The 19691-nt window shown below is 54.9% G+C and carries 22 protein-coding genes and 5 tRNA genes; 9 read left to right on the top strand and 18 right to left on the bottom strand.

What is annotated here, in order from left to right; genetic code table 11:
• Positions 1-43: 43 nt before the first annotated feature.
• Positions 44-193, bottom strand: a complete 150-nt coding sequence (locus tag HMPREF3143_RS04265) for an AcrZ family multidrug efflux pump-associated protein (RefSeq protein WP_008501118.1) — start codon at positions 191-193, stop codon at positions 44-46.
• A gap of 127 nt (positions 194-320) precedes the next feature.
• Here HMPREF3143_RS04265 and modE point away from each other — a divergent pair, with 127 nt between their 5' ends.
• The 7 genes from modE (at position 321) to gpmA (ending at position 8068) form a co-directional block, all read left to right on the top strand.
• The gene (gene modE, locus HMPREF3143_RS04260; RefSeq protein ID WP_070531890.1) at positions 321-1109 is read left to right on the top strand and encodes a molybdenum-dependent transcriptional regulator; all 789 of its coding nucleotides are present in this window, start codon (positions 321-323) and stop codon (positions 1107-1109) included.
• A gap of 67 nt (positions 1110-1176) precedes the next feature.
• Positions 1177-2649 carry a molybdate ABC transporter ATP-binding protein ModF gene (gene modF / locus HMPREF3143_RS04255; RefSeq protein ID WP_070531886.1) on the top strand — a complete coding sequence of 491 codons (1473 nt, stop codon included), beginning with the start codon at positions 1177-1179 and terminating at the stop codon, positions 2647-2649.
• 201 nt (positions 2650-2850) lie between these two features.
• The gene (galE, locus tag HMPREF3143_RS04250; RefSeq protein WP_008501115.1) at positions 2851-3867 is read left to right on the top strand and encodes a UDP-glucose 4-epimerase GalE; all 1017 of its coding nucleotides are present in this window, start codon (positions 2851-2853) and stop codon (positions 3865-3867) included.
• A 9-nt stretch (positions 3868-3876) separates the two neighbouring features.
• Positions 3877-4923, top strand: coding sequence for a galactose-1-phosphate uridylyltransferase (galT, locus tag HMPREF3143_RS04245; protein WP_023326926.1), 1047 nt, complete (start codon positions 3877-3879; stop codon positions 4921-4923).
• Positions 4924-4926: 3 nt separating this feature from the next.
• A complete protein-coding gene (gene galK, locus HMPREF3143_RS04240) occupies positions 4927-6075 on the top strand; it encodes a galactokinase (protein ID WP_070531883.1) in 1149 nt (382 codons plus the stop codon).
• Positions 6069-7109, top strand: coding sequence for a galactose-1-epimerase (galM, locus tag HMPREF3143_RS04235; protein ID WP_045373088.1), 1041 nt, complete (start codon positions 6069-6071; stop codon positions 7107-7109). Before galK ends, galM begins: the two co-directional genes overlap by 7 nt.
• 206 nt (positions 7110-7315) lie before the next feature.
• On the top strand, positions 7316-8068 hold the full coding sequence (gpmA, locus tag HMPREF3143_RS04230) for a 2,3-diphosphoglycerate-dependent phosphoglycerate mutase (protein WP_008501111.1): 753 nt from the start codon (positions 7316-7318) through the stop codon (positions 8066-8068).
• Between the two features lie 61 nt (positions 8069-8129).
• Here the strand turns inward: gpmA and aroG are convergent, their stop codons facing one another.
• On the bottom strand, positions 8130-9182 hold the full coding sequence (gene aroG / locus HMPREF3143_RS04225; protein ID WP_008501110.1) for a 3-deoxy-7-phosphoheptulonate synthase AroG: 1053 nt from the start codon (positions 9180-9182) through the stop codon (positions 8130-8132).
• Between the two features lie 304 nt (positions 9183-9486).
• Here aroG and HMPREF3143_RS04220 point away from each other — a divergent pair, with 304 nt between their 5' ends.
• Complete coding sequence (locus HMPREF3143_RS04220) at positions 9487-9864, top strand: YbgS-like family protein (RefSeq protein ID WP_008501109.1); 378 nt, start codon at positions 9487-9489, stop codon at positions 9862-9864.
• A gap of 106 nt (positions 9865-9970) precedes the next feature.
• Positions 9971-10903, top strand: coding sequence for a CDF family zinc transporter ZitB (gene zitB / locus HMPREF3143_RS04215; RefSeq protein WP_070531880.1), 933 nt, complete (start codon positions 9971-9973; stop codon positions 10901-10903).
• Here zitB and pnuC read toward each other — a convergent pair.
• The 16 genes from pnuC to cydX form a co-directional block, all read right to left on the bottom strand.
• Positions 10900-11619 (bottom strand): nicotinamide riboside transporter PnuC, encoded by a 720-nt coding sequence (gene pnuC, locus HMPREF3143_RS04210; protein ID WP_023293003.1) that lies wholly within the window; start codon positions 11617-11619, stop codon positions 10900-10902. The genes zitB and pnuC overlap by 4 nt on opposite strands.
• Before the next feature lie 22 nt (positions 11620-11641).
• Positions 11642-12685 (bottom strand): quinolinate synthase NadA, encoded by a 1044-nt coding sequence (gene nadA, locus HMPREF3143_RS04205; protein ID WP_045373092.1) that lies wholly within the window; start codon positions 12683-12685, stop codon positions 11642-11644.
• 191 nt (positions 12686-12876) lie between these two features.
• Positions 12877-12952: transfer RNA gene (locus HMPREF3143_RS04200), tRNA-Lys, on the bottom strand.
• A gap of 46 nt (positions 12953-12998) precedes the next feature.
• Positions 12999-13074, bottom strand: a tRNA-Lys gene (locus tag HMPREF3143_RS04195).
• A 24-nt stretch (positions 13075-13098) separates the two neighbouring features.
• A tRNA-Lys gene (locus HMPREF3143_RS04190) sits at positions 13099-13174 on the bottom strand.
• Positions 13175-13178: 4 nt separating this feature from the next.
• Positions 13179-13254 (bottom strand) — tRNA-Val (locus HMPREF3143_RS04185).
• A gap of 27 nt (positions 13255-13281) precedes the next feature.
• Positions 13282-13357, bottom strand: a tRNA-Lys gene (locus HMPREF3143_RS04180).
• 161 nt (positions 13358-13518) lie between these two features.
• Positions 13519-14316, bottom strand: coding sequence for a cell division protein CpoB (gene cpoB, locus HMPREF3143_RS04175; protein WP_070531878.1), 798 nt, complete (start codon positions 14314-14316; stop codon positions 13519-13521).
• Between the two features lie 9 nt (positions 14317-14325).
• Positions 14326-14847 carry a peptidoglycan-associated lipoprotein Pal gene (gene pal / locus HMPREF3143_RS04170; protein ID WP_003858578.1) on the bottom strand — a complete coding sequence of 174 codons (522 nt, stop codon included), beginning with the start codon at positions 14845-14847 and terminating at the stop codon, positions 14326-14328.
• 35 nt (positions 14848-14882) lie between these two features.
• Complete coding sequence (gene tolB, locus HMPREF3143_RS04165) at positions 14883-16175, bottom strand: Tol-Pal system beta propeller repeat protein TolB (RefSeq protein ID WP_013097529.1); 1293 nt, start codon at positions 16173-16175, stop codon at positions 14883-14885.
• A 134-nt stretch (positions 16176-16309) separates the two neighbouring features.
• Positions 16310-17578: a cell envelope integrity protein TolA gene (gene tolA, locus HMPREF3143_RS04160; protein WP_008501102.1), complete on the bottom strand. Its 1269-nt coding sequence runs from the start codon at positions 17576-17578 to the stop codon at positions 16310-16312.
• Positions 17579-17606: 28 nt separating this feature from the next.
• Positions 17607-18035, bottom strand: coding sequence for a colicin uptake protein TolR (tolR, locus tag HMPREF3143_RS04155; protein ID WP_003858589.1), 429 nt, complete (start codon positions 18033-18035; stop codon positions 17607-17609).
• A 3-nt stretch (positions 18036-18038) separates the two neighbouring features.
• Positions 18039-18731 (bottom strand): Tol-Pal system protein TolQ, encoded by a 693-nt coding sequence (tolQ, locus tag HMPREF3143_RS04150; protein WP_008501101.1) that lies wholly within the window; start codon positions 18729-18731, stop codon positions 18039-18041.
• Positions 18728-19132 carry a tol-pal system-associated acyl-CoA thioesterase gene (ybgC, locus tag HMPREF3143_RS04145; protein WP_070531875.1) on the bottom strand — a complete coding sequence of 135 codons (405 nt, stop codon included), beginning with the start codon at positions 19130-19132 and terminating at the stop codon, positions 18728-18730. The genes tolQ and ybgC overlap by 4 nt, the downstream gene beginning before the upstream one ends.
• Positions 19133-19280: 148 nt before the next feature.
• On the bottom strand, positions 19281-19571 hold the full coding sequence (gene ybgE, locus HMPREF3143_RS04140; RefSeq protein ID WP_008501100.1) for a cyd operon protein YbgE: 291 nt from the start codon (positions 19569-19571) through the stop codon (positions 19281-19283).
• Positions 19571-19684: a cytochrome bd-I oxidase subunit CydX gene (gene cydX, locus HMPREF3143_RS04135; protein WP_003858598.1), complete on the bottom strand. Its 114-nt coding sequence runs from the start codon at positions 19682-19684 to the stop codon at positions 19571-19573. The genes ybgE and cydX overlap by 1 nt, the downstream gene beginning before the upstream one ends.
• Between the last annotated feature and the right edge of the window lie 7 nt (positions 19685-19691).

The raw sequence follows: 19691 nt of genomic DNA, 5'->3' as shown, positions 1-19691 counted from the left end.
TTGAGAGCAAAACGCCCGGACAAGCCGGGCGTTTTGGGGGGAATCAATGCTGCTTTTTAGCCTGGTCTCTGTGACCAATGTTCGAAAAGACGTTGAACACTTCACCCAGGCCGTAGATGGCACCGAGGATGATGGCCATCACTACTGGTACCATGATCACGGCGAATACCAGACTTTTCAACAACTCTAACATGGTTTTCTCCAGATATTGTGAACAGCTTATTCTACCCTTTCAACTGAGAAAAACATCCCCTTTTGTGCGGTACCCTTTGCGCCCTGCACCATTTGGGTCACAATACCCTTTTTGCCAGGACACTGTTATGCAGGCCGAAATTCTTCTCACACTCCGACTTCAGCAAAAGCTTTTCGCCGATCCGCGACGTATCGCCCTGCTTAAACAAATAGAACAAACGGGCTCGATTAGCCAGGGGGCGAAAAACGCGGGCATCAGCTACAAAAGTGCCTGGGACGCCATCAACGACATGAACACCCTGAGCGAACAGCCGCTGGTGGACAGAGCCACGGGCGGCAAAGGCGGCGGCGGTGCAATCTTGACGCGTTATGGCCAGCGCCTTATTCAGCTTTACGATCTGCTGGCCCAGATTCAGCAAAAAGCGTTCGATGCGTTAAGCGATGACGATCACGTTCCGCTGGACAGTCTGCTGGCCGCCATTTCCCGCTTCTCGCTACAAACCAGCGCCCGCAACCAGTGGTTTGGTACGGTGACGGCGCGCGACAATCTGCAGATACAGCAGCATATTGAGATCCTGCTTGCCGATGGCACCACCCGTCTGAAGGCCGCCATAACGGCGCAAAGCGCGGAACGTCTTGAACTGGATGAAGGGAAAGAGGTGCTGGTGCTCCTGAAAGCGCCGTGGGTCAGTATTACACGCGATCCCGACGCGGCAAAGACAGCAGATAACCAGCTGCAGGGCACCATCAGCCATATCGAACGCGGCCAGGCGCAGTGCGAAGTGCTGATGACCCTGGCAGATGGACAGCCGCTTTGCGCGACCGTACCGCTCAGCGAGTCGGACGGTTTAGAAGAAGGTGCTGCCGTCACCGCGTATTTCAACGCGGACCGGGTGATTATCGCCACTTTGTGCTGAGCACATTGACAATCGTACCGACAGTGCGTATCCCTGATATCTGGTGCTGCAAAAACAGGGATAAACCATGTCATCATTGCATATTTCGCAAGGCACGTTTCGTCTTAGCGATACCCGAACGCTGACAATTGCTGATTTGACGCTACGCGCGGGTGAAAGCTGGGCGTTTGTCGGCACAAACGGCAGCGGTAAATCCGCGCTGGCCCGCGCGCTGGCCGGAGAGCTCAACCTCCTCAAGGGCGAATACCAGAGCGACTTTACGCGCCTGACGCGCCTGTCGTTTGAACAACTGCAAAAGCTGGTCAGCGACGAGTGGCAGCGCAACAACACCGATTTGCTCAGCCCTGGCGAAGAGGATACCGGCCGTACGACGGCGGAAATTATTCAGGATGAAGTGAAGGATCCCGCCCGCTGCCAGTGCCTGGCAGAACAGTTCGGTATCACCCCTCTGCTGAACCGGCGCTTTAAATACCTTTCGACCGGCGAGACGCGAAAAACGCTGCTTTGTCAGGCGCTGATGAGCGAACCTGAACTGCTTATTCTGGACGAACCGTTCGACGGTCTTGACGTGCAATCCCGGGCGCAGCTGGCGTCTCTGCTGGCGTCGCTTAATCAGCAGGGATATACCCTCGTGCTGGTGCTTAACCGTTTTGATGAAATTCCGGACTTTATCCAGCACGCGGGCGTCCTGGCCGACTGTAACCTGACAGAGACCGGCGAAAAAACCGCGCTGCTTAAGCAGGCGCTGATTGCCCAGCTCGCGCACAGCGAACAGCTCGACGGTATTACCCTTCCGGAACCCGACGCCCCGTCGGCGCGCCACGCGCTTGATCCCCACCAGCCGCGCATCGTGCTGCGCGATGGGGTGGTCTCTTATGACGATCGCCCGATCCTTAATCACCTCAGCTGGACGGTCAATCCAGGTGAGCACTGGCAGATTGTCGGCCCCAACGGCGCGGGAAAATCCACGCTGCTGAGCCTGATTACCGGCGATCATCCGCAGGGCTACAGCAACGACCTCACGCTGTTCGGTCGGCGTCGCGGCAGCGGCGAAACCATCTGGGATATCAAAAAACATATCGGCTACGTCAGCAGCAGCCTGCATCTGGATTACCGGGTCAGTACCACGGTACGCAACGTGATCCTCTCCGGGTATTTTGACTCCATCGGCATTTATCAGGCGGTGTCGGACAAACAGCACAAGCTGGCACAGCAGTGGCTGGACATTCTGGGCATGGACAACCGGGTTGCTGACGCGCCGTTTCATAGTCTTTCGTGGGGGCAGCAGCGACTGGCGCTGATCGTTCGCGCGCTGGTGAAACACCCTACGCTGCTGATCCTCGACGAGCCGCTGCAGGGACTCGACCCGTTGAACCGCCAGCTTATCCGCCGCTTTGTGGACGTGCTGATTAGCGAAGGTGAAACGCAGCTGCTGTTCGTTTCACATCATGTCGAAGATGCCCCCTCCTGCATCACCCATCGCCTGGAGTTTGTTCCGGACGGTGAGCACTATTACTATCGGCAAAGCAAAATCGATTAATCCCCGGAGGGCACCGCCCTCCGTTTTTCAGATAACCTGCACTAATACATTGCTATCCCGTTGATCTACAATGCCTCACGGTAGCTGAAAATCGGATTTAAAAAACAGTGTAAACGATTCCACTATTTTATCCCATGTCACACTTTTCGCGTCTATGTTATGCTATTGTAATTACATACCATAAGCCCAATGGAGCGAAATATGCGAGTTCTGGTAACAGGTGGTAGCGGTTACATCGGTAGTCATACCTGCGTGCAGCTGCTGCAAAACGGCCATGACGTCATCATTCTCGACAACCTGTGCAACAGTAAGCGCAGCGTGCTGCCTGTGATTGAACGTCTTGGCGGTAAACACCCGACGTTCGTGGAAGGCGACATCCGTAACGAAGCGCTGATGACCGAGATCCTTCACGACCACGCCATTGAAGCGGTGATCCACTTCGCGGGTCTGAAAGCGGTCGGTGAATCCGTTGCTAAGCCGCTTGAGTATTACGACAACAACGTCAACGGCACCCTGCGTCTCATCTCCGCCATGCGTGCGGCCAACGTCAAAAACTTCATCTTTAGCTCTTCCGCCACCGTCTACGGCGATCAGCCTAAAATCCCTTACGTTGAAAGCTTCCCGACCGGGACGCCGCAGAGCCCGTACGGCAAAAGCAAGCTGATGGTGGAGCAGATCCTGACCGATCTGCAAAAAGCCCAGCCGGAGTGGAGCATCGCGCTGCTGCGCTACTTCAACCCGGTCGGTGCGCATCCGTCTGGCGATATGGGGGAAGATCCGCAGGGCATTCCGAACAACCTGATGCCGTATATCGCCCAGGTGGCCGTAGGCCGCCGCGAGTCGCTGGCGATTTTTGGCAATGACTACCCGACCGAAGACGGCACCGGCGTGCGCGACTATATCCACGTGATGGATCTGGCCGACGGCCACGTTGCGGCCATGCAGCAGCTGGCGGACAAACCGGGCGTGCATATTTACAACCTCGGCGCCGGGGTCGGCAGCAGCGTGCTGGACGTAGTCAATGCCTTCAGCAAAGCCTGCGGCAAGCCGGTGAACTACCACTTCGCACCGCGTCGTGAGGGCGATCTGCCTGCTTACTGGGCCGACGCCACCAAAGCCGACAAAGAGCTTAACTGGCGTGTCACGCGCACGCTTGATGAAATGGCACAGGATACCTGGCACTGGCAGTCACGCCACCCGCAAGGCTATCCGGACTAAGGATCCGTCATGACGCAATTTAATCCCGTCGATCATCCGCATCGTCGTTTTAACCCGTTAAGCGGGCAATGGATTTTAGTTTCTCCGCATCGCGCCAAGCGCCCCTGGCAGGGGGCGCAGGAGACGCCTGCAAAACAGACCCTGCCGCAGCACGACCCGGACTGCTTCCTCTGTCCGGGCAATACGCGCGTCACCGGGGATAAAAACCCGGACTACAAAGGCACCTTCGTGTTTACCAACGATTTTGCCGCCCTGATGACCGACACGCCGGACGCGCCGGAAAGCCACGATCCGCTGATGCGCTGTGAAAGCGCGCGCGGTACCAGCCGCGTGATCTGCTTCTCCCCCGATCACAGCAAAACGCTGCCGGAGCTGAGCGTTGAGGCACTGAAAGAGGTGGTCAGCACCTGGCAGGCGCAAACTGCCGAGCTGGGTCAAACTTACCCATGGGTGCAGGTGTTTGAAAATAAAGGTGCGGCCATGGGCTGCTCCAACCCGCATCCGCATGGCCAGGTCTGGGCGAACAGCTTCCTGCCTAACGAAGCCGAGCGTGAAGACCGTCTGCAAAAAGCGTATTACGCGCAAAACGGCTCGCCGATGCTGGTGGATTACGCGCAGCGTGAGCTGGCCGACGGCAGCCGTACCGTGGTGGAGACCGAACACTGGCTGGCCGTCGTGCCTTACTGGGCCGCCTGGCCGTTTGAGACGCTGCTGCTGCCGAAAGCGCACGTGCAGCGCATCACCGAACTCAGCGACGCGCAGCGCGACGACCTTGCCCTGGCGCTGAAAAAGCTGACCAGCCGTTACGACAACCTGTTCCAGTGCTCCTTCCCGTACTCCATGGGCTGGCACGGCGCACCGTTTAACGGGGAAGAGAATCAGCACTGGCAGCTGCACGCCCATTTCTATCCGCCGCTGCTGCGCTCTGCGACGGTGCGTAAATTTATGGTGGGCTACGAAATGCTGGCAGAAACCCAGCGTGATCTGACGGCGGAACAGGCGGCTGAACGTCTGCGTGCCGTTAGCGACGTCCACTATCGCGAATCAGGAGTCTAAAAAATGAGTCTGAAAGATAAAACACAATCCCTGTTTGCTGAGAAATTTGGCTACCCTGCCACCCACGTAATTCAGGCACCTGGCCGCGTCAACCTGATTGGTGAACACACCGACTACAACGACGGCTTTGTGCTGCCGTGCGCCATCGATTACCAGACGGTCATCAGCTGCGCGAAGCGCGACGACCGCCAGGTTCGCGTGATTGCGGCGGATTACGGTAATGAGACGGACGTGTTTTCCCTCGATGCCCCGATTGTGACGCACGACAGCCAGCAGTGGTCTAACTACGTGCGCGGCGTGGTGAAGCATCTGCAGAAGCGTAACAAAAACTTCGGCGGCGCCGATTTGGTCATCAGCGGCAACGTGCCGCAGGGGGCGGGCTTAAGCTCCTCTGCGTCTCTGGAGGTCGCCGTCGGCACCGTGTTTCAGCAGCTCTATCATTTGCCGCTGGATGGCGCGCAAATCGCCCTGAACGGCCAGGAAGCGGAAAACCAGTTCGTGGGCTGCAACTGCGGCATCATGGACCAGCTGATCTCCGCGCTGGGCAAAAAAGAACACGCGCTGCTGATCGACTGCCGCTCGCTGGGCACCAAAGCCGTTCCCCTGCCAAAAGGCGCGGCTGTCGTGATCGTCAACAGCAACTTTAAACGCACGCTGGTGGGCAGCGAGTACAACACCCGCCGCGAGCAGTGCGAAACCGGCGCCCGCTTCTTCCAGCAGCCCGCACTGCGCGACGTCACGCTCAATGAATTTAACAAAGTGGCGCACGAGCTGGATCCGATTGTCGCCAAACGCGTTCGTCACGTGCTGACGGAAAATGCCCGTACCGTTGAAGCCGCGTCCGCGCTGGCGAAAGGTGATCTGAAACGCATGGGTGAGCTGATGGCAGAATCTCACGCCTCCATGCGCGATGATTTCGAGATTACCGTTCCGCAAATCGACACCCTGGTGGAGATCGTCAAAGCGGTCATTGGCGACAAAGGCGGCGTACGCATGACGGGCGGCGGTTTTGGCGGCTGCATCGTTGCGCTGGTGCCTGAGGAGCTGGTCCCTGCTGTACAGGACGCCGTGGCGAAGCAGTACGAAGCAAAAACAGGTATCAAAGAAACCTTCTATGTTTGCAAAGCATCACAAGGAGCCGGACAGTGCTAAACGAAACACCTACCCTCGCACCGGATGGTCTGCCGTATCGCCTGTTAACCCTGCGCAATCGCGCGGGGATGGTGGTTACGCTCATGGACTGGGGTGCAACCCTTCTTTCAGCACGCGTACCGATGCCGGACGGCAGCGTGCGCGAAACCCTGCTCGGCTGCGCATCGCCCGAGCAGTATGTTAATCAGTCTGCCTATCTGGGTGCATCCGTAGGGCGCTATGCGAACCGCATCGCGAAGAGCCGTTTTGAACTCGACGGCGTGCCGTACACCCTGCTTCCAAGCCAGGGTGAGAACCAGCTGCACGGCGGCCCGGACGGGTTTGATAAACGTCGCTGGAAGATTGTTCGTCAAAACGACGGCGAAGTGCTGTTCTCGCTGGATTCGCAGGACGGCGATCAGGGCTTCCCGGGTAACCTTATCGCCTCCGCGCGCTTTACATTGACCGACGACAACCGTATCGCCATTGAATACCGTGCGACGGTCGACAAGCCGTGTCCGGTTAACCTGACCAATCACGCGTACTTTAATCTGGACGGTAACCAGTGCGACGTGCGGAACCACAAGCTTCAGATCCTGGCGGATGCGTATCTGCCGGTTGATGAGATGGGCATTCCGTACCAGGGCCTCAAAGACGTGAGCGGCACCAGCTTTGACTTCCGCAGCGCGAAATCCATCGCCCAGGATTTCCTGAGCGATGACGACCAGCGCAAGGTGAAAGGCTACGACCACGCGTTCCTGCTGCAGGCTAAAGGCGATGTGAAACAACCTGCCGCACAGGTCTGGTCCACCGATGAGAAGCTGCAGATGACGGTTTATACCACCGCTCCTGCCCTGCAGTTCTACTCAGGTAACTATCTCGGCGGCACGACGGCGCGCGAACACGAAGAGTACAGCGACTGGCAAGGCCTGGCGCTGGAGAGCGAGTTCCTGCCGGACAGCCCGAATCATCCGGAATGGCCGCAGCCGGACTGCGTGCTGCGCCCGGGTGAAGAGTACGTTAGCGTGACGGAGTATCATTTTATTCCACATTAATATTCAGCCCTCCCTCTGGAGGGCTTTTTTCTGTGCGCCTTGCTGAAAATAGCGCCGATCGCAGACAAAATCATAACCCTGGATTCACAAGCATCTTACACTCAGAGACTATTTTCGCTATGGTTAGGGTTAAGCGTTGCTGCTGGCACGGCCACGGCAATATAATGAGAATTGTTATCATTCTAAAAATGCTTGAGGAGTAAGAGATGGCTATTACTAAGCTGGTTCTGGTGCGTCACGGCGAAAGCCAGTGGAACAACGAAAACCGCTTTACCGGTTGGTACGACGTTGATCTGTCCGAGAAAGGCGTAAGCGAAGCAAAAGCAGCAGGTAAACTGCTGAAGGAAGAAGGCTTCAGCTTTGATTTTGCTTACACCTCTGTGCTGAAACGTGCCATCCATACCCTGTGGAACGTGCTGGACGAACTGGACCAGGCCTGGCTGCCGGTTGAGAAATCCTGGAAACTGAACGAGCGTCACTACGGTGCGCTGCAGGGCCTGAACAAAGCGGAAACCGCTGAGAAATACGGTGACGAGCAGGTTAAACAGTGGCGTCGCGGCTTCGCGGTCACCCCACCAGAGCTGACCAAAGATGACGAGCGCTACCCGGGCCACGACCCGCGTTACGCGAAACTGACCGACGCTGAGCTGCCAACCACCGAGAGCCTGGCGCTGACCATCGACCGCGTTGTGCCTTACTGGAACGAAACCATTCTGCCACGTCTGAAAAGCGGCGAGCGCGTGATTATCGCCGCTCACGGTAACTCCCTGCGTGCGCTGGTGAAATACCTGGACAACATGGGTGAAGACGAAATTCTCGAACTGAACATCCCAACTGGCGTACCGCTGGTGTATGAGTTCGACGAAAACTTCAAGCCAATCAAACACTACTACCTGGGTAACGCGGACGAAATCGCAGCGAAAGCGGCGGCCGTTGCGAACCAGGGTAAAGCGAAGTAATTTTCGCTGACCATAAAAAAAGCGCGGAACCGTCCGCGCTTTTTTATTTGAGCCGTCAGAATTAACCGCGACGCGCTTTCACCGCATTCGCCAGCTGGCGCAGGATGGCGTCGGTATCGTCCCAGCCGATGCAGGCATCGGTCACGCTCTTGCCGTACACCAGCGGCTCGCTGCCTTCCAGGTTCTGGTTACCTTCAACCAGATGGCTTTCGATCATCACCCCAATTACCGCCTTCTCACCGCCGGCAATCTGCTGACAGACATCTGCGCCCACTTCCATCTGCTTTTTAAACTGCTTGCTTGAGTTGGCGTGGCTGAAATCGATCATCACCTGCGGTGGCAGCCCGGCTTTTTCCAGCCCGACTTTGACTTCGGCCACATGCTTTGCGCTGTAGTTCGGCTCTTTGCCGCCGCGCAGAATGATATGGCAGTCACCGTTACCGCTGGTGTTAACGATGGCGGAGTGGCCCCATTTGGTCACGGACAGGAAGCAGTGCGGTGCGCCCGCTGCGTTGATGGCGTCGATAGCCACCTTAATGGTGCCGTCAGTGCCGTTTTTGAAGCCCACCGGACAAGAGAGACCGGACGCCAGCTCGCGGTGAACCTGAGATTCAGTAGTGCGGGCACCAATTGCCCCCCAGCTCATCAGGTCTGCCAGATACTGGGGCGTAATCATATCCAGGAACTCACCGGCCGCAGGCAGCCCGCTGTCGTTAATCTCCAGCAGCAGCTTGCGCGCAATGCGCAGGCCGTCGTTGATCTGGAAGCTGTTATCCATGTGCGGATCGTTAATCAGCCCTTTCCAGCCAACGGTGGTGCGCGGTTTTTCAAAATAGACGCGCATCACGATTTCCAGCTCATCCTTCAGCTCTTCACGCAGGGTGAGCAGACGGGCTGCGTATTCTTTCGCGGCAGCAGGATCGTGGATAGAGCATGGGCCAATCACCACCAGAAGACGATCGTCATTACCTTTCAGGATCTTATGGATCGCTTTACGAGCATGAGAAACCGTGTTTGCGGCATTTTCAGTGGCGGGGAATTTCTCAAGGAGTGCTACAGGAGGTAATAACTCATTGATCTCTTTAATACGTAAATCGTCATTCTGATAATTCATCTTCGTTCCAGCTCTGCCATATCTTTAGTAATGAAAGCAATCCTTTCAATCTATCTTGTCGCTCAGGAAGTGTAAACACGGTTTTACACTTCACGCAGATAATTCCTGGAATTCGCCTAAAAATCGCCACAAAATAGCGAAAAACGAGATCTAACCTAAGCTTTTTAACTGTAACAACCATTTTTACACGCTTAAACGCGATTCCCGACTGACGTAAGTCCGTATGGCGGAATCTTTCGCCTCTGAAAAAGATGCACTGTTGGAAAAAGTTATCCAGCGTAACGACAAGAACAGGAGCACCATGATGAAAATGACAAAACTGGCAACCCTCTTCCTGACCGCCACCCTCACCCTGGCCAGCGGTAGCGTTCTTGCGGCCGAAACGGGCTCATCGGGTAACGGTGATGCAAACGCGGCTGCGTCAGCAGGCCAGGTCGCCCCTGATGCCAAACAGAACGTCGCCCCGAACAATGTCGATAATAGTCAGATCAATAATGGAAACACTAACACCGGCGGCACCATGCTGCACCCCAACGGTACCGACTCCGGCACCATGAATCATGACAGCATGAGCAAAGATGAAGTTCATAAGAACTCCATGTGTAAAGATGGCAAATGTCCCGACCCGAATGACAAAGTGGGGGATGATGCCAATACCAAAACAGATGGTACGACTCAGTAACCGGCTGTGAAATTAATGATAAAAGGAGAGCTAAGGCTCTCCTTTCTTTTTGAGTAACCTATTAAAAACGCTACACTAAAAACGATAACGAATCAGGAAAGATAACATGGCACACACACATTCCCACGCCGCTGGCGACGACAACGCTAAACGATTGCTGCTGGCCTTTGGCGTCACCGCAACCTTCATGATTGTTGAGGTCATCGGCGGTCTGGTCTCCGGCTCTCTGGCGCTACTGGCTGACGCCGGGCATATGCTTACCGATGCAGCGGCGCTACTTTTCGCCCTTCTGGCCGTACAGTTTGCCCGTCGTCCCCCCAATACACGCCATACCTTCGGCTGGCTGAGGCTGACGACCCTTGCCGCCTTTGTTAACGCGATTGCCCTGGTGGTCATTACCATTCTTATCGTCTGGGAGGCCATTCAGCGCTTCAGACATCCTCAGCCGATTGCCGGGGCGACAATGATGGTGATTGCCGTGGCAGGGCTGGTGGCGAATATCCTGGCCTTCTGGATTTTGCACCGCGGCAGCGAGGAAAAGAACCTCAACGTGCGCGCGGCGGCTCTGCATGTGCTGGGGGATTTGCTCGGTTCAGTCGGGGCGATTTTCGCCGCGCTGGTGATCCTCTATACCGGCTGGACGCCTGTCGATCCGATTTTGTCCGTGCTGGTGTCGTGTCTGGTCTTGCGCAGCGCCTGGCGGCTGCTGAAGGAGAGCGTGAATGAACTGCTTGAAGGGGCTCCGGCATCCATGGACATCGACGAGCTGAAGCGCAACCTGCGCCGTACTGTTCCGGAAGTCCGCAATGTCCACCACGTGCACGTCTGGCTGGTGGGGGAGAAACCGGTCATGACGCTCCATGTCCAGGTGATCCCGCCTCACGACCACGATGCGCTGCTCGATCGCATCCAGCACTTCCTGGAACATCACTACGACATTAGCCATGCCACCGTTCAGATGGAGTATCAGCCCTGTAGCGGACCGGACTGCCACCTTAACGAGGCGCAGTCCGGTCATTCACATCATCATGACCACTAGCTGGAAAGCGCGCGAGAGCCTCGCTCACGCGCGCTGTTAATCCACATCCGGCTACCGTTCAGCGCGATGAAGGTCAGCAACAGATATTCCAGCGACATGGCATAGACGCCCTGCAGGGCGAAGATCGCCACGCTGATAACGTTGATGATGACCCACAGGAGCCAGTTCTCAACGTATTTACGGGTCATCAGAATCATCGCCGCAATCGACAGCACCATCATGCAGGAATCCCAGAACGGGAAAGCATCCGGCTGGAGTTCTGGCATCGTCACGTTCAGGCCGATGCCGGACATGACCGAAACGGCAATGCGGGTCAGGAACGCAAACACCGGATTGATGAAGACGGTCATTAAGCCAATGGCCACCACGCAGGCGACAAACCAGGCGATGGCTTTCGGCAAGGGCAGCCAGCGAATCTGCAGCTCTGCCTCCTGCTGGCTGTTCTGACGCGACCACGCATACCAGCCGTAAATATTGGCGGCGAAGAAGAACAGCTGCAAAAGCAGGCTGGCGTACAGCTGGATCTGGAAGAAGATAATCGCAAACAGCGTGACGTTAATCAGCCCGAACGCATAATTACTGATCTTCTCAAGGCTTGCCAGCCAGATACACAATAGTCCCGCCAGCGTACCAACGGCCTCAATCCATGACAGGTCATAGCCACCTGCACCAATCGGTATATGAACCAGAATGTTCTGTGTGCTAAAAAAATCCATCTTTTCCCCGGGGCGTAGTGAATTAAGTACGTAGTGTAGCCGCAAAATCCAGCATGCGGTTAAGCGGAATTAACGCGCCTTCACGCAGGCCAGCATCCACGTGGATTTCATGCGCCGCACCACCGGTTTCTAACCCTTCGGCAATCGCTTTCAGGCCGTTCATCGCCATCCACGGGCAATGCGCACAGCTGCGGCACGTTGCCCCCTCGCCTGCGGTAGGCGCTTCGAGAAGCTCTTTCTCCGGCACGGCCTGCTGCATCTTATAGAAGATACCGCGATCGGTCGCCACGATAAGCTGCTTGTGAGGTAAAGTCCTGGCCGCGTTAATAAGCTGGCTGGTTGAACCCACCGCATCCGCCATGTCGACAATCGACTGCGGAGATTCAGGGTGCACAAGAATGGCGGCGTCAGGATAAAGCGCCTTCATGCGCGCCAGCGCCTGCGTCTTGAACTCGTCATGAACGATACAGGCGCCCTGCCAGCAGAGTACGTCAGCCCCCGTCTGCTTCTGAACATAGTTGCCGAGATGGCGATCAGGCGCCCAGATAATTTTCTCCCCCAGACTATCCAGATATTCTATCAGCTCAACGGCGATGCTTGACGTGACCACCCAGTCTGCCCGCGCTTTCACTGCTGCCGACGTGTTCGCGTAAACCACCACGGTCCGGTCAGGGTGGGCATCACAGAAGGCCGTGAATTCGTCAATCGGACAGCCGAGATCCAGGGAACACTCCGCGTTAAGCGTGGGCATCAGAATGGTTTTTTCCGGGCTCAGGATCTTTGCCGTTTCGCCCATAAAACGCACGCCGGCAACCAGCAGCGTGGAAGCGGGATGTCGTGCACCGAAGCGCGCCATCTCCAGTGAGTCAGAAATGCAGCCCCCGGTCTCTTCCGCCAGCTGCTGAATTTCCGGGTCAGTGTAGTAATGGGCCACCATCACCGCGTCGCGCTCTTTAAGAAGACGTTTAATCTTCTCGCGGTAGAACTGCTTTTCGTCCTGGCTCAGCGGGACAGGCTTAGGCGGAAACGGATAGATTGCGGCTTCAGGATCAAACATCACACTCATTATGGCTTCTCGTTTTACGGGCTTAACAATATTGCCTTTCATTTGCCTGACATAGCAAAATGCGTGGCAATTGTGTTTTGTATACTAAACAAGATAGCGAATCTGGCGTGAAAAGTCACCGGGAATAGATGGGCGGAGCATTTGTTGTACCGCAGATAGCAAAAAGGCGCCTTTAGGGCGCCTTTCTACACTGGTGGGTCGTGCAGGATTCGAACCTGCGACCAATTGATTAAAAGTCAACTGCTCTACCAACTGAGCTAACGACCCATTCGGGTGCTGACTTCGAAGATTTTTACTCGGTACCACTTTAAAGTGGTGGGTCGTGCAGGATTCGAACCTGCGACCAATTGATTAAAAGTCAACTGCTCTACCAACTGAGCTAACGACCCCTTGCGGGATTTTTTTCTTCGAAGTGGTGGGTCGTGCAGGATTCGAACCTGCGACCAATTGATTAAAAGTCAACTGCTCTACCAACTGAGCTAACGACCCGAAATGGTGGGCGATGACGGGCTCGAACCGCCGACCCCCTCCGTGTAAAGGAGATGCTCTACCAACTGAGCTAATCACCCACTCTGTACTGCCGGAACTGCGTTAAGTGGTGGGTCGTGCAGGATTCGAACCTGCGACCAATTGATTAAAAGTCAACTGCTCTACCAACTGAGCTAACGACCCACTTTTATGCTGCTTTCACGTTGTTTGATATCCCGTGGCAACGGCGGCATATATTACTGATTTAAGAATTCTGCGCAACAAAAATTTCGATGAAGATCACTTAACTGCTTAGTAATCATGCTGCACGACCAGAAATAACGCGATTTCTGGTCATGCGATAATCATCCCATCGAATTCAGACGTTTTTGCGCCTGCTTAGCACCTTCGGTACCCGGGAATTTTGCGACCACCTGCTGATAAACCGCTTTGGCTTTCGCCGTGTCGCCTTTGTCCTGCATGATCACGCCAACCTTATACATCGCATCTGGCGCTTTCGGCGATTTTGGGTAATTTTTCACCACTGAGGCAAAATAAAACGCCGCATCGTCCTTTTTACCCTTGTTGTAATTCAACTGACCGAGCCAGTAATTGGCATTTGGCTGATAAGTGGAATCAGGGTATTTCTTAACAAAGCTCTGAAACGCAGCAATCGCGTCATCCTGACGAGATTGATCCTGCACCAGGGCAATGGCCGCATTGTAGTCCGTATTCGCGTCACCGCTCTGTACAGGCGCGCCTGTTGAGGCAGACGTATCAGCAGATGGCGCTGGCGTAGACGTCGCCGCACCGCTCTGATCGCCTGCGGCTGGTTGCGCTGCTGCACCACCACCGCTGCTCAGGCTATCTATCTGCAACAAGATTTGCTTCTGACGTTCCACAACCTGATTAAGCTGATACTGGCTTTCCTGAATCTGACCGCGGAGAGAGTCAATATCATGCTGGTTATCGGAAAGTTGTTGCTGGAGTTGGGTTAAAAGCTGGCTGTGAGCGTTAGAAATACGCTCGAGTTGAGTGACCCGGTCTTCTACCGAGCCTGAGCCGACACTACTGATTGGTGCCTGAGCAAAAGCGGCCCAGGGGGCCGCTATTCCAACCAGTAACGACAGACTCAACAGATGATGTCTGAAGTTACTGCTCATGCAATTCTCTTAGTAAACCAGTACGGCACGACGGTTTTTGGAGTAAGCCGCTTCGTCGTGACCCAGTACTGCAGGTTTTTCTTTACCGTAAGAAACGATGGAGATCTGGTCAGCAGAAACGCCTTTACCCTGCAGGTACATTTTAACAGCGTTAGCACGACGTTCACCCAGGGAGATGTTGTACTCTGGGGTACCACGTTCGTCCGCGTGACCTTCTACGGTGACTTTGTAAGATGGGTTGCTACGCAGGAAGTTAGCGTGCGCATCCAGCATCGCAGCGAAGTCAGAACGGATGTCGTATTTATCCAGATCGAAGTAAACGATGTTGTTCTGCTGCAGCTGCTGCATCTGAAGACGCGCCTGCTCTTCAGAAGACATGTTGCCATTGCCGTTCGCGTCCATACCGGTGCCGGCACCCATCATGCCTTCGCCGCTCTGGTCATTGCTGGCGTTCTTGTTAGAAGAACACGCTGCGATTGCCATTACAGGCAGAGCGATCATCAGCCCCTTCAGCACTTTGTTCAGTTGCATTTCTATGATTCCTTTAGTAATCAATTAATTATTATTTACAGATACGGCGACCAGGCAGGTGATTTTACCTGTCCATCAGTTGCCGGAATACGCGCTTTGAAACGCCCATCTGTAGAAACCAGATTCAGCACAGATCCCATCCCCTGAGAAGAGCTGTAGATTACCATAGTGCCGTTAGGTGCCAGACTTGGCGTTTCATCCAGGAACGTTGACGACAGAACTTGCACGCCACCCGCTACCAGATCTTGTTTGGCAATGTGCTGCTGCCCGCCGTTGGAGCTGACCATTACCATAAATTTACCGTCGCTGCTCACGTCTGCGTTCTGGTTCTGAGAACCTTCCCAGGTAATACGCTGCGGAGCACCACCGTTGATGTTGACTTTGTAGATTTGTGGACGGCCAGCCTGGTCAGAGGTAAACGCCAGGTTTTGACTGTCCGGGAACCATGAAGGTTCGGTGTTGTTGCTGCGACCGTCGGTCACCTGACGGATCTGGCCAGAGCCAATGTCCATCACGTACAGGTTCAGGCTACCGGTTTTTGACAGCGCAAAGGCCAGTTTAGAGCCGTCTGGAGAGAACGAAGGCGCACCGTTGTGACGTGGGAAAGACGCCACCTGACGAACCGCACCGTTTGCCAGCGTCTGGATAACCAGCGCAGAACGGCCGCTTTCGAAGGTCACATACGCCAGCTTAGAACCGTCCGGAGACCAGGCTGGAGACATCAGTGGCTGCGAAGAGCGTTTCACCAGGAACTGGTTGTAGCCATCGTAGTCAGATACGCGCAGTTCGTACGGGAACTGACCACCGTTGGTCTGCACCACGTACGCGATACGGGTACGGAACGCGCCTTTAATGCCGGTCAGTTTTTCAAATACCGCATCGCTGGCAGCGTGTGCCGCGTAGCGCAGGTACTGCTTAGTGACCTTGTAAGAGTTCTGGGCCAGAACGGTACCTGGTGCACCGCCGGTATCCACCAGCTGCCAGGCCACGTTGTAAGAACCGTCCGGATTAGGGGTAACCTGACCCACAACCACGGCATCAATACCCAGTGCAGACCATGCTGCAGGCTGAACTTCCTGCGCGCTACCCGGCTGCTGTGGCAGGCGAGAACGATCTAACGGGTTGAATTTACCGCTGTTACGCAGGTCAGCCGCCACGATGCCACCGGCATCTTCAGGTGCAGCGCCAGGACCGGCCCACTGGAACGGAACAACACCGATTGGGCGTGCCGAGTCCACCCCCTGGGTGATCTCGATACGTACTTCTGCGTGCAGTACTGCTGCCCACAGCATTAAAAAACTAAATGCTACACGTAATGCCTGCTTCATCATATCTCCCTTATCCGGGTAACCTTACCCACGATAATTTAGCAGAATGTTAACAAACTCAAATAGACAAAACTACCCGAACCCTGTGACTAAACCTGGTCTATTTTTCCCCGTTTGCACGGGGAAAATGTAACTTAAGGTTTGAAGTCCAGCGGCGCATTTTTGAAGACTTCGTAGACTGCCTGCGAAGGCGGTTTAGGCATCTTCGCCTGACGCGCTGCAGCCAGGGCCGCAGTACATAGAGCCGGGTCGCCACCTTCAGACTTAATATCCAGCAGCATGCCGTCCGGAGCCAGTTTTATACGCAACGTACACGTTTTACCGGTATAGGAAGACGCATCATAGAATCGGCTTTCAATAGCGGATTTAATCTGCGCGGCATAACCGTTGATTTCAGCCCCTGTCGCACCGTTACTCTTAGTGTTACCACTTCCGGTCGGCGCTGCGTTGTTTCCTTTCGCCCCACCGCCCGTTTTCGGCGCATTCTTACCGGAGCTCAAATCGCCGAGCAGATCGTCAACCCCTGCGGCAGCAGCGGCTTTTTCAGCGGCGGCAGCCTTTTTAGCAGCCGCTTTTTCAGCTGCTGCTTTCTTATCGGCAGCGGCCTTCTCAGCTGCAGCTTTTTTGTCAGCAGCGGCTTTTTCGGCAGCTGCTGCTTTTTCTGCCGCGGCTTTTTCTGCTGCTGCTTTCTCTGCAGCAGCCGCTTTCTTCGCGGCCTCGGCAGCAGCTTTCTTCTCTGCTTCCTGAGCGGCCTTCTTCGCGGCTTCCGCTTCTGCTTTCTTCTGAGCATCAGCTGCGGCTTTCTTCGCGGCTTCCGCTTCGGCTTTCTTCTGAGCATCAGCGGCCGCTTTCTTCGCCGCTTCGGCTTCCGCTTTCTTCTGGGCGTCTGCAGCCGCTTTCTTCGCCGCTTCTGCCGCTAATTTCGCCTGGGCATCAGCCTGTGCTTTCGCGTCCGCTGCGGCTTTTGCTGCCGCCTCTTCCGCCTGCTTTTGCTGTTCCTGTGCTTTTTTCGCGGCCTCTTCGGCTTGTTTCTGCTGCTCTGCCTGCGCTTTCGCGGCTTCCTGCGCCTGCAAACGTTCTTTCTCAAGCTGCTTCAGACGCTCCTGCTCTGCGGCCTGCTTTTCACGCAGTTCTTCCGCCTGCTGTTGCGCCTGTTTTTCACGCTGCTCTTCAGCCCGTTTTGCACTCGCCTTCTGCTGCTGTTGGCGATTATAGTTCTGTACTACCGCACCGGGATCCACCATGACGGCGTCAATGGAAGATCCTCCACCGCCGCCGGCTGATGCATCAATATGCTCGTCGAACGAACTCCAGATCAGCGCTGCAAAGAGAATAACGTGCAGCACTGCGGAGACGATTATCGCTCGCTTAAGCTTGTCGTTCTGTTCGGTTGCCTTTGACACTATCGGTTCCCAAAAACTACGCGGATGATCAAATAGGTTGGGTCATTAAGCCAACTGACTTAACACCCGCACTATGTAGCAAGTTCAGCGCTTTAATAATTTCATCGTAGGGTACGTCTTTCGCGCCACCGATTAAGAAGACCGTTTTCGGATTTGACTCCAGGCGACGCTGCGCTTCGGCAATAACCTGCTCAGGTGGCAGCTGATCCATACGATCTTTTTCTACCACGACGCTGTATTGCCCTACGCCGGAAACCTCAATGATAACCGGAGGATCGTCATTGGTGCTCACCGCCTGTGATTCTGTCGCATCCGGCAGATCAACTTCCACGCTCTGGGTAATGATTGGCGCTGTTGCCATGAAGATCAGCAGCAGTACCAACAGGACGTCCAGCAGCGGAACGATATTGATTTCGGACTTGAGCTCGCGACGACCTCGTCCACGCGATCTGGCCATGGTTTACCCCTTGTTGCTCTCGGTGCTGGTAAACGCCTGACGGTGCAGAATCGCAGTGAACTCTTCCATAAAGTTGTCGTAGTTCAGTTCCAGTTTGTTCACGCGCTGGTTCAGACGGTTGTAAGCCATAACCGCAGGAATTGCCGCAAACAGACCGATAGCGGTCGCAATCAGTGCTTCAGCGATACCCGGTGCAACCATCTGCAACGTGGCCTGCTTCACCGCGCCCAGCGCGATAAAGGCGTGCATGATCCCCCACACGGTACCAAACAGGCCGATATACGGGCTGATGGAACCGACAGTACCGAGGAACGGAATATGCGTTTCAAGGTTTTCCAGCTCGCGGTTCATCGAAATGCGCATCGCACGCGAGGCACCTTCCACCACCGCTTCCGGCGCATGATTGTTTGCACGATGCAGACGGGCGAACTCTTTGAAACCGCTATAGAAAATTTGCTCGGAGCCGGTCAGGTTTTCACGACGTCCCTGGCTCTCCTGGTACAGACGAGAAAGCTCAATGCCCGACCAGAACTTATCTTCAAACGCTTCAGCCTCACGGCCAGCGGCATTGAGGATACGCGTTCTCTGGATGATGATGGCCCAGGATGCGATTGAAAAACCAATCAAAATCAACATGATAAGTTTAACCAGAAGGCTTGCCTTCAGGAACAAATCAAGGATATTCATGTCAGTCACTGCTTAAACTCCGCGACAATAGACTTAGGAAGCGCACGAGGCTTCATTATGGTTGGATCAACACAAACAATCAGCACTTCAGCTGAGTTCAGTACGGTATTCTCTGCGTTGACTATCCGCTGCGTGAAAACAATTGAGGTCCCGCGCATTGATGTAATTTCAGTTTGGACTTCGAGCATATCGTCGAGTCTGGCAGGCGCAAAATACTCAAGCGTCATCTTGCGTACCACGAAGGCAACTCGCTCAGCCAACAGCACCTGTTGACTAAAGTGATGATGGCGCAGCATCTCTGTGCGTGCCCGTTCATAAAAAGCAACGTAGCTGGCGTGGTAAACCACACCACCGGCATCGGTATCTTCGTAATAGACACGAACCGGCCATCGAAACAGCGTTGTATTCACTTTACATCCCAGTAATGCAACAAAAGTTAGAGCTTTTAAACTTCGCTACTATACGCGCGGGAAAGATGGTTTGGAATGGGGGAAAGTAAACGGAGAGTAAATTTTTATGGGCTCGGGTAAGCCCATAACGTTAACGGACATTTCTTATTCAGAAGAAGAAGAAAATCAAACCGGCGAGTAGCACCAGATCGGCGATCAACGGGCAAAAAATTCCCTGCCAGTGAACGGCTTTCGGACGAAAGCCGACGCCGTGGATCACACCTGCGCACACCGCCCACATGATGAGGAAGCCGTGCCAGATTTCAAGCTCGCTGGTTTTCGCTGCAAAGCGCGAAGGGTCCCAGAAGATACAGCCTGCCAGCAGTAATGCCATCACTAAAGAAAGCGCCCGTAACGGGCGCTTATCCATTACCGCGTAAAGTTTCGCGATAATATTCATCAGTGTTTTTCTTCACCCGCTTTGGTCGCTTCAACGTGCTCAAGCGCCAGGGCAGTGATGACACCAAATGCACAGGCAAGAAGCGTCCCTAAAATCCATGCGAAATACCACATATTCAGC

Source organism: Enterobacter sp. HMSC16D10 (assembly GCF_001807145.1).
Lineage (GTDB): Bacteria > Pseudomonadota > Gammaproteobacteria > Enterobacterales > Enterobacteriaceae > Enterobacter > Enterobacter roggenkampii.
The sequence above is the reverse complement of the archived record's forward strand: the minus strand, read 5'-3'. Positions and strand labels throughout refer to the sequence as shown.

Excerpts from the sequence above, each read along its gene's own strand:
- galK (WP_070531883.1), top strand. The coding sequence starts at position 4,927 with ATGAGTCTGAAAGATAAAACACAATCCCTGTTTGCTGAGAAATTTGGC.
- tolB (WP_013097529.1), bottom strand. The coding sequence starts at position 16,175 with ATGAAGCAGGCATTACGTGTAGCATTTAGTTTTTTAATGCTGTGGGCA.
- gpmA (WP_008501111.1), top strand. The coding sequence starts at position 7,316 with ATGGCTATTACTAAGCTGGTTCTGGTGCGTCACGGCGAAAGCCAGTGG.
- ybgE (WP_008501100.1), bottom strand. The coding sequence starts at position 19,571 with ATGAATATTATCGCGAAACTTTACGCGGTAATGGATAAGCGCCCGTTA.
- nadA (WP_045373092.1), bottom strand. The coding sequence starts at position 12,685 with ATGAGTGTGATGTTTGATCCTGAAGCCGCAATCTATCCGTTTCCGCCT.
- galT (WP_023326926.1), top strand. The coding sequence starts at position 3,877 with ATGACGCAATTTAATCCCGTCGATCATCCGCATCGTCGTTTTAACCCG.
- HMPREF3143_RS04220 (WP_008501109.1), top strand. The coding sequence starts at position 9,487 with ATGAAAATGACAAAACTGGCAACCCTCTTCCTGACCGCCACCCTCACC.
- cydX (WP_003858598.1), bottom strand. The coding sequence starts at position 19,684 with ATGTGGTATTTCGCATGGATTTTAGGGACGCTTCTTGCCTGTGCATTT.
- galE (WP_008501115.1), top strand. The coding sequence starts at position 2,851 with ATGCGAGTTCTGGTAACAGGTGGTAGCGGTTACATCGGTAGTCATACC.
- cpoB (WP_070531878.1), bottom strand. The coding sequence starts at position 14,316 with ATGAGCAGTAACTTCAGACATCATCTGTTGAGTCTGTCGTTACTGGTT.
- tolR (WP_003858589.1), bottom strand. The coding sequence starts at position 18,035 with ATGGCCAGATCGCGTGGACGAGGTCGTCGCGAGCTCAAGTCCGAAATC.
- pal (WP_003858578.1), bottom strand. The coding sequence starts at position 14,847 with ATGCAACTGAACAAAGTGCTGAAGGGGCTGATGATCGCTCTGCCTGTA.
- pnuC (WP_023293003.1), bottom strand. The coding sequence starts at position 11,619 with ATGGATTTTTTTAGCACACAGAACATTCTGGTTCATATACCGATTGGT.
- aroG (WP_008501110.1), bottom strand. The coding sequence starts at position 9,182 with ATGAATTATCAGAATGACGATTTACGTATTAAAGAGATCAATGAGTTA.
- modF (WP_070531886.1), top strand. The coding sequence starts at position 1,177 with ATGTCATCATTGCATATTTCGCAAGGCACGTTTCGTCTTAGCGATACC.
- HMPREF3143_RS04265 (WP_008501118.1), bottom strand. The coding sequence starts at position 193 with ATGTTAGAGTTGTTGAAAAGTCTGGTATTCGCCGTGATCATGGTACCA.
- modE (WP_070531890.1), top strand. The coding sequence starts at position 321 with ATGCAGGCCGAAATTCTTCTCACACTCCGACTTCAGCAAAAGCTTTTC.
- zitB (WP_070531880.1), top strand. The coding sequence starts at position 9,971 with ATGGCACACACACATTCCCACGCCGCTGGCGACGACAACGCTAAACGA.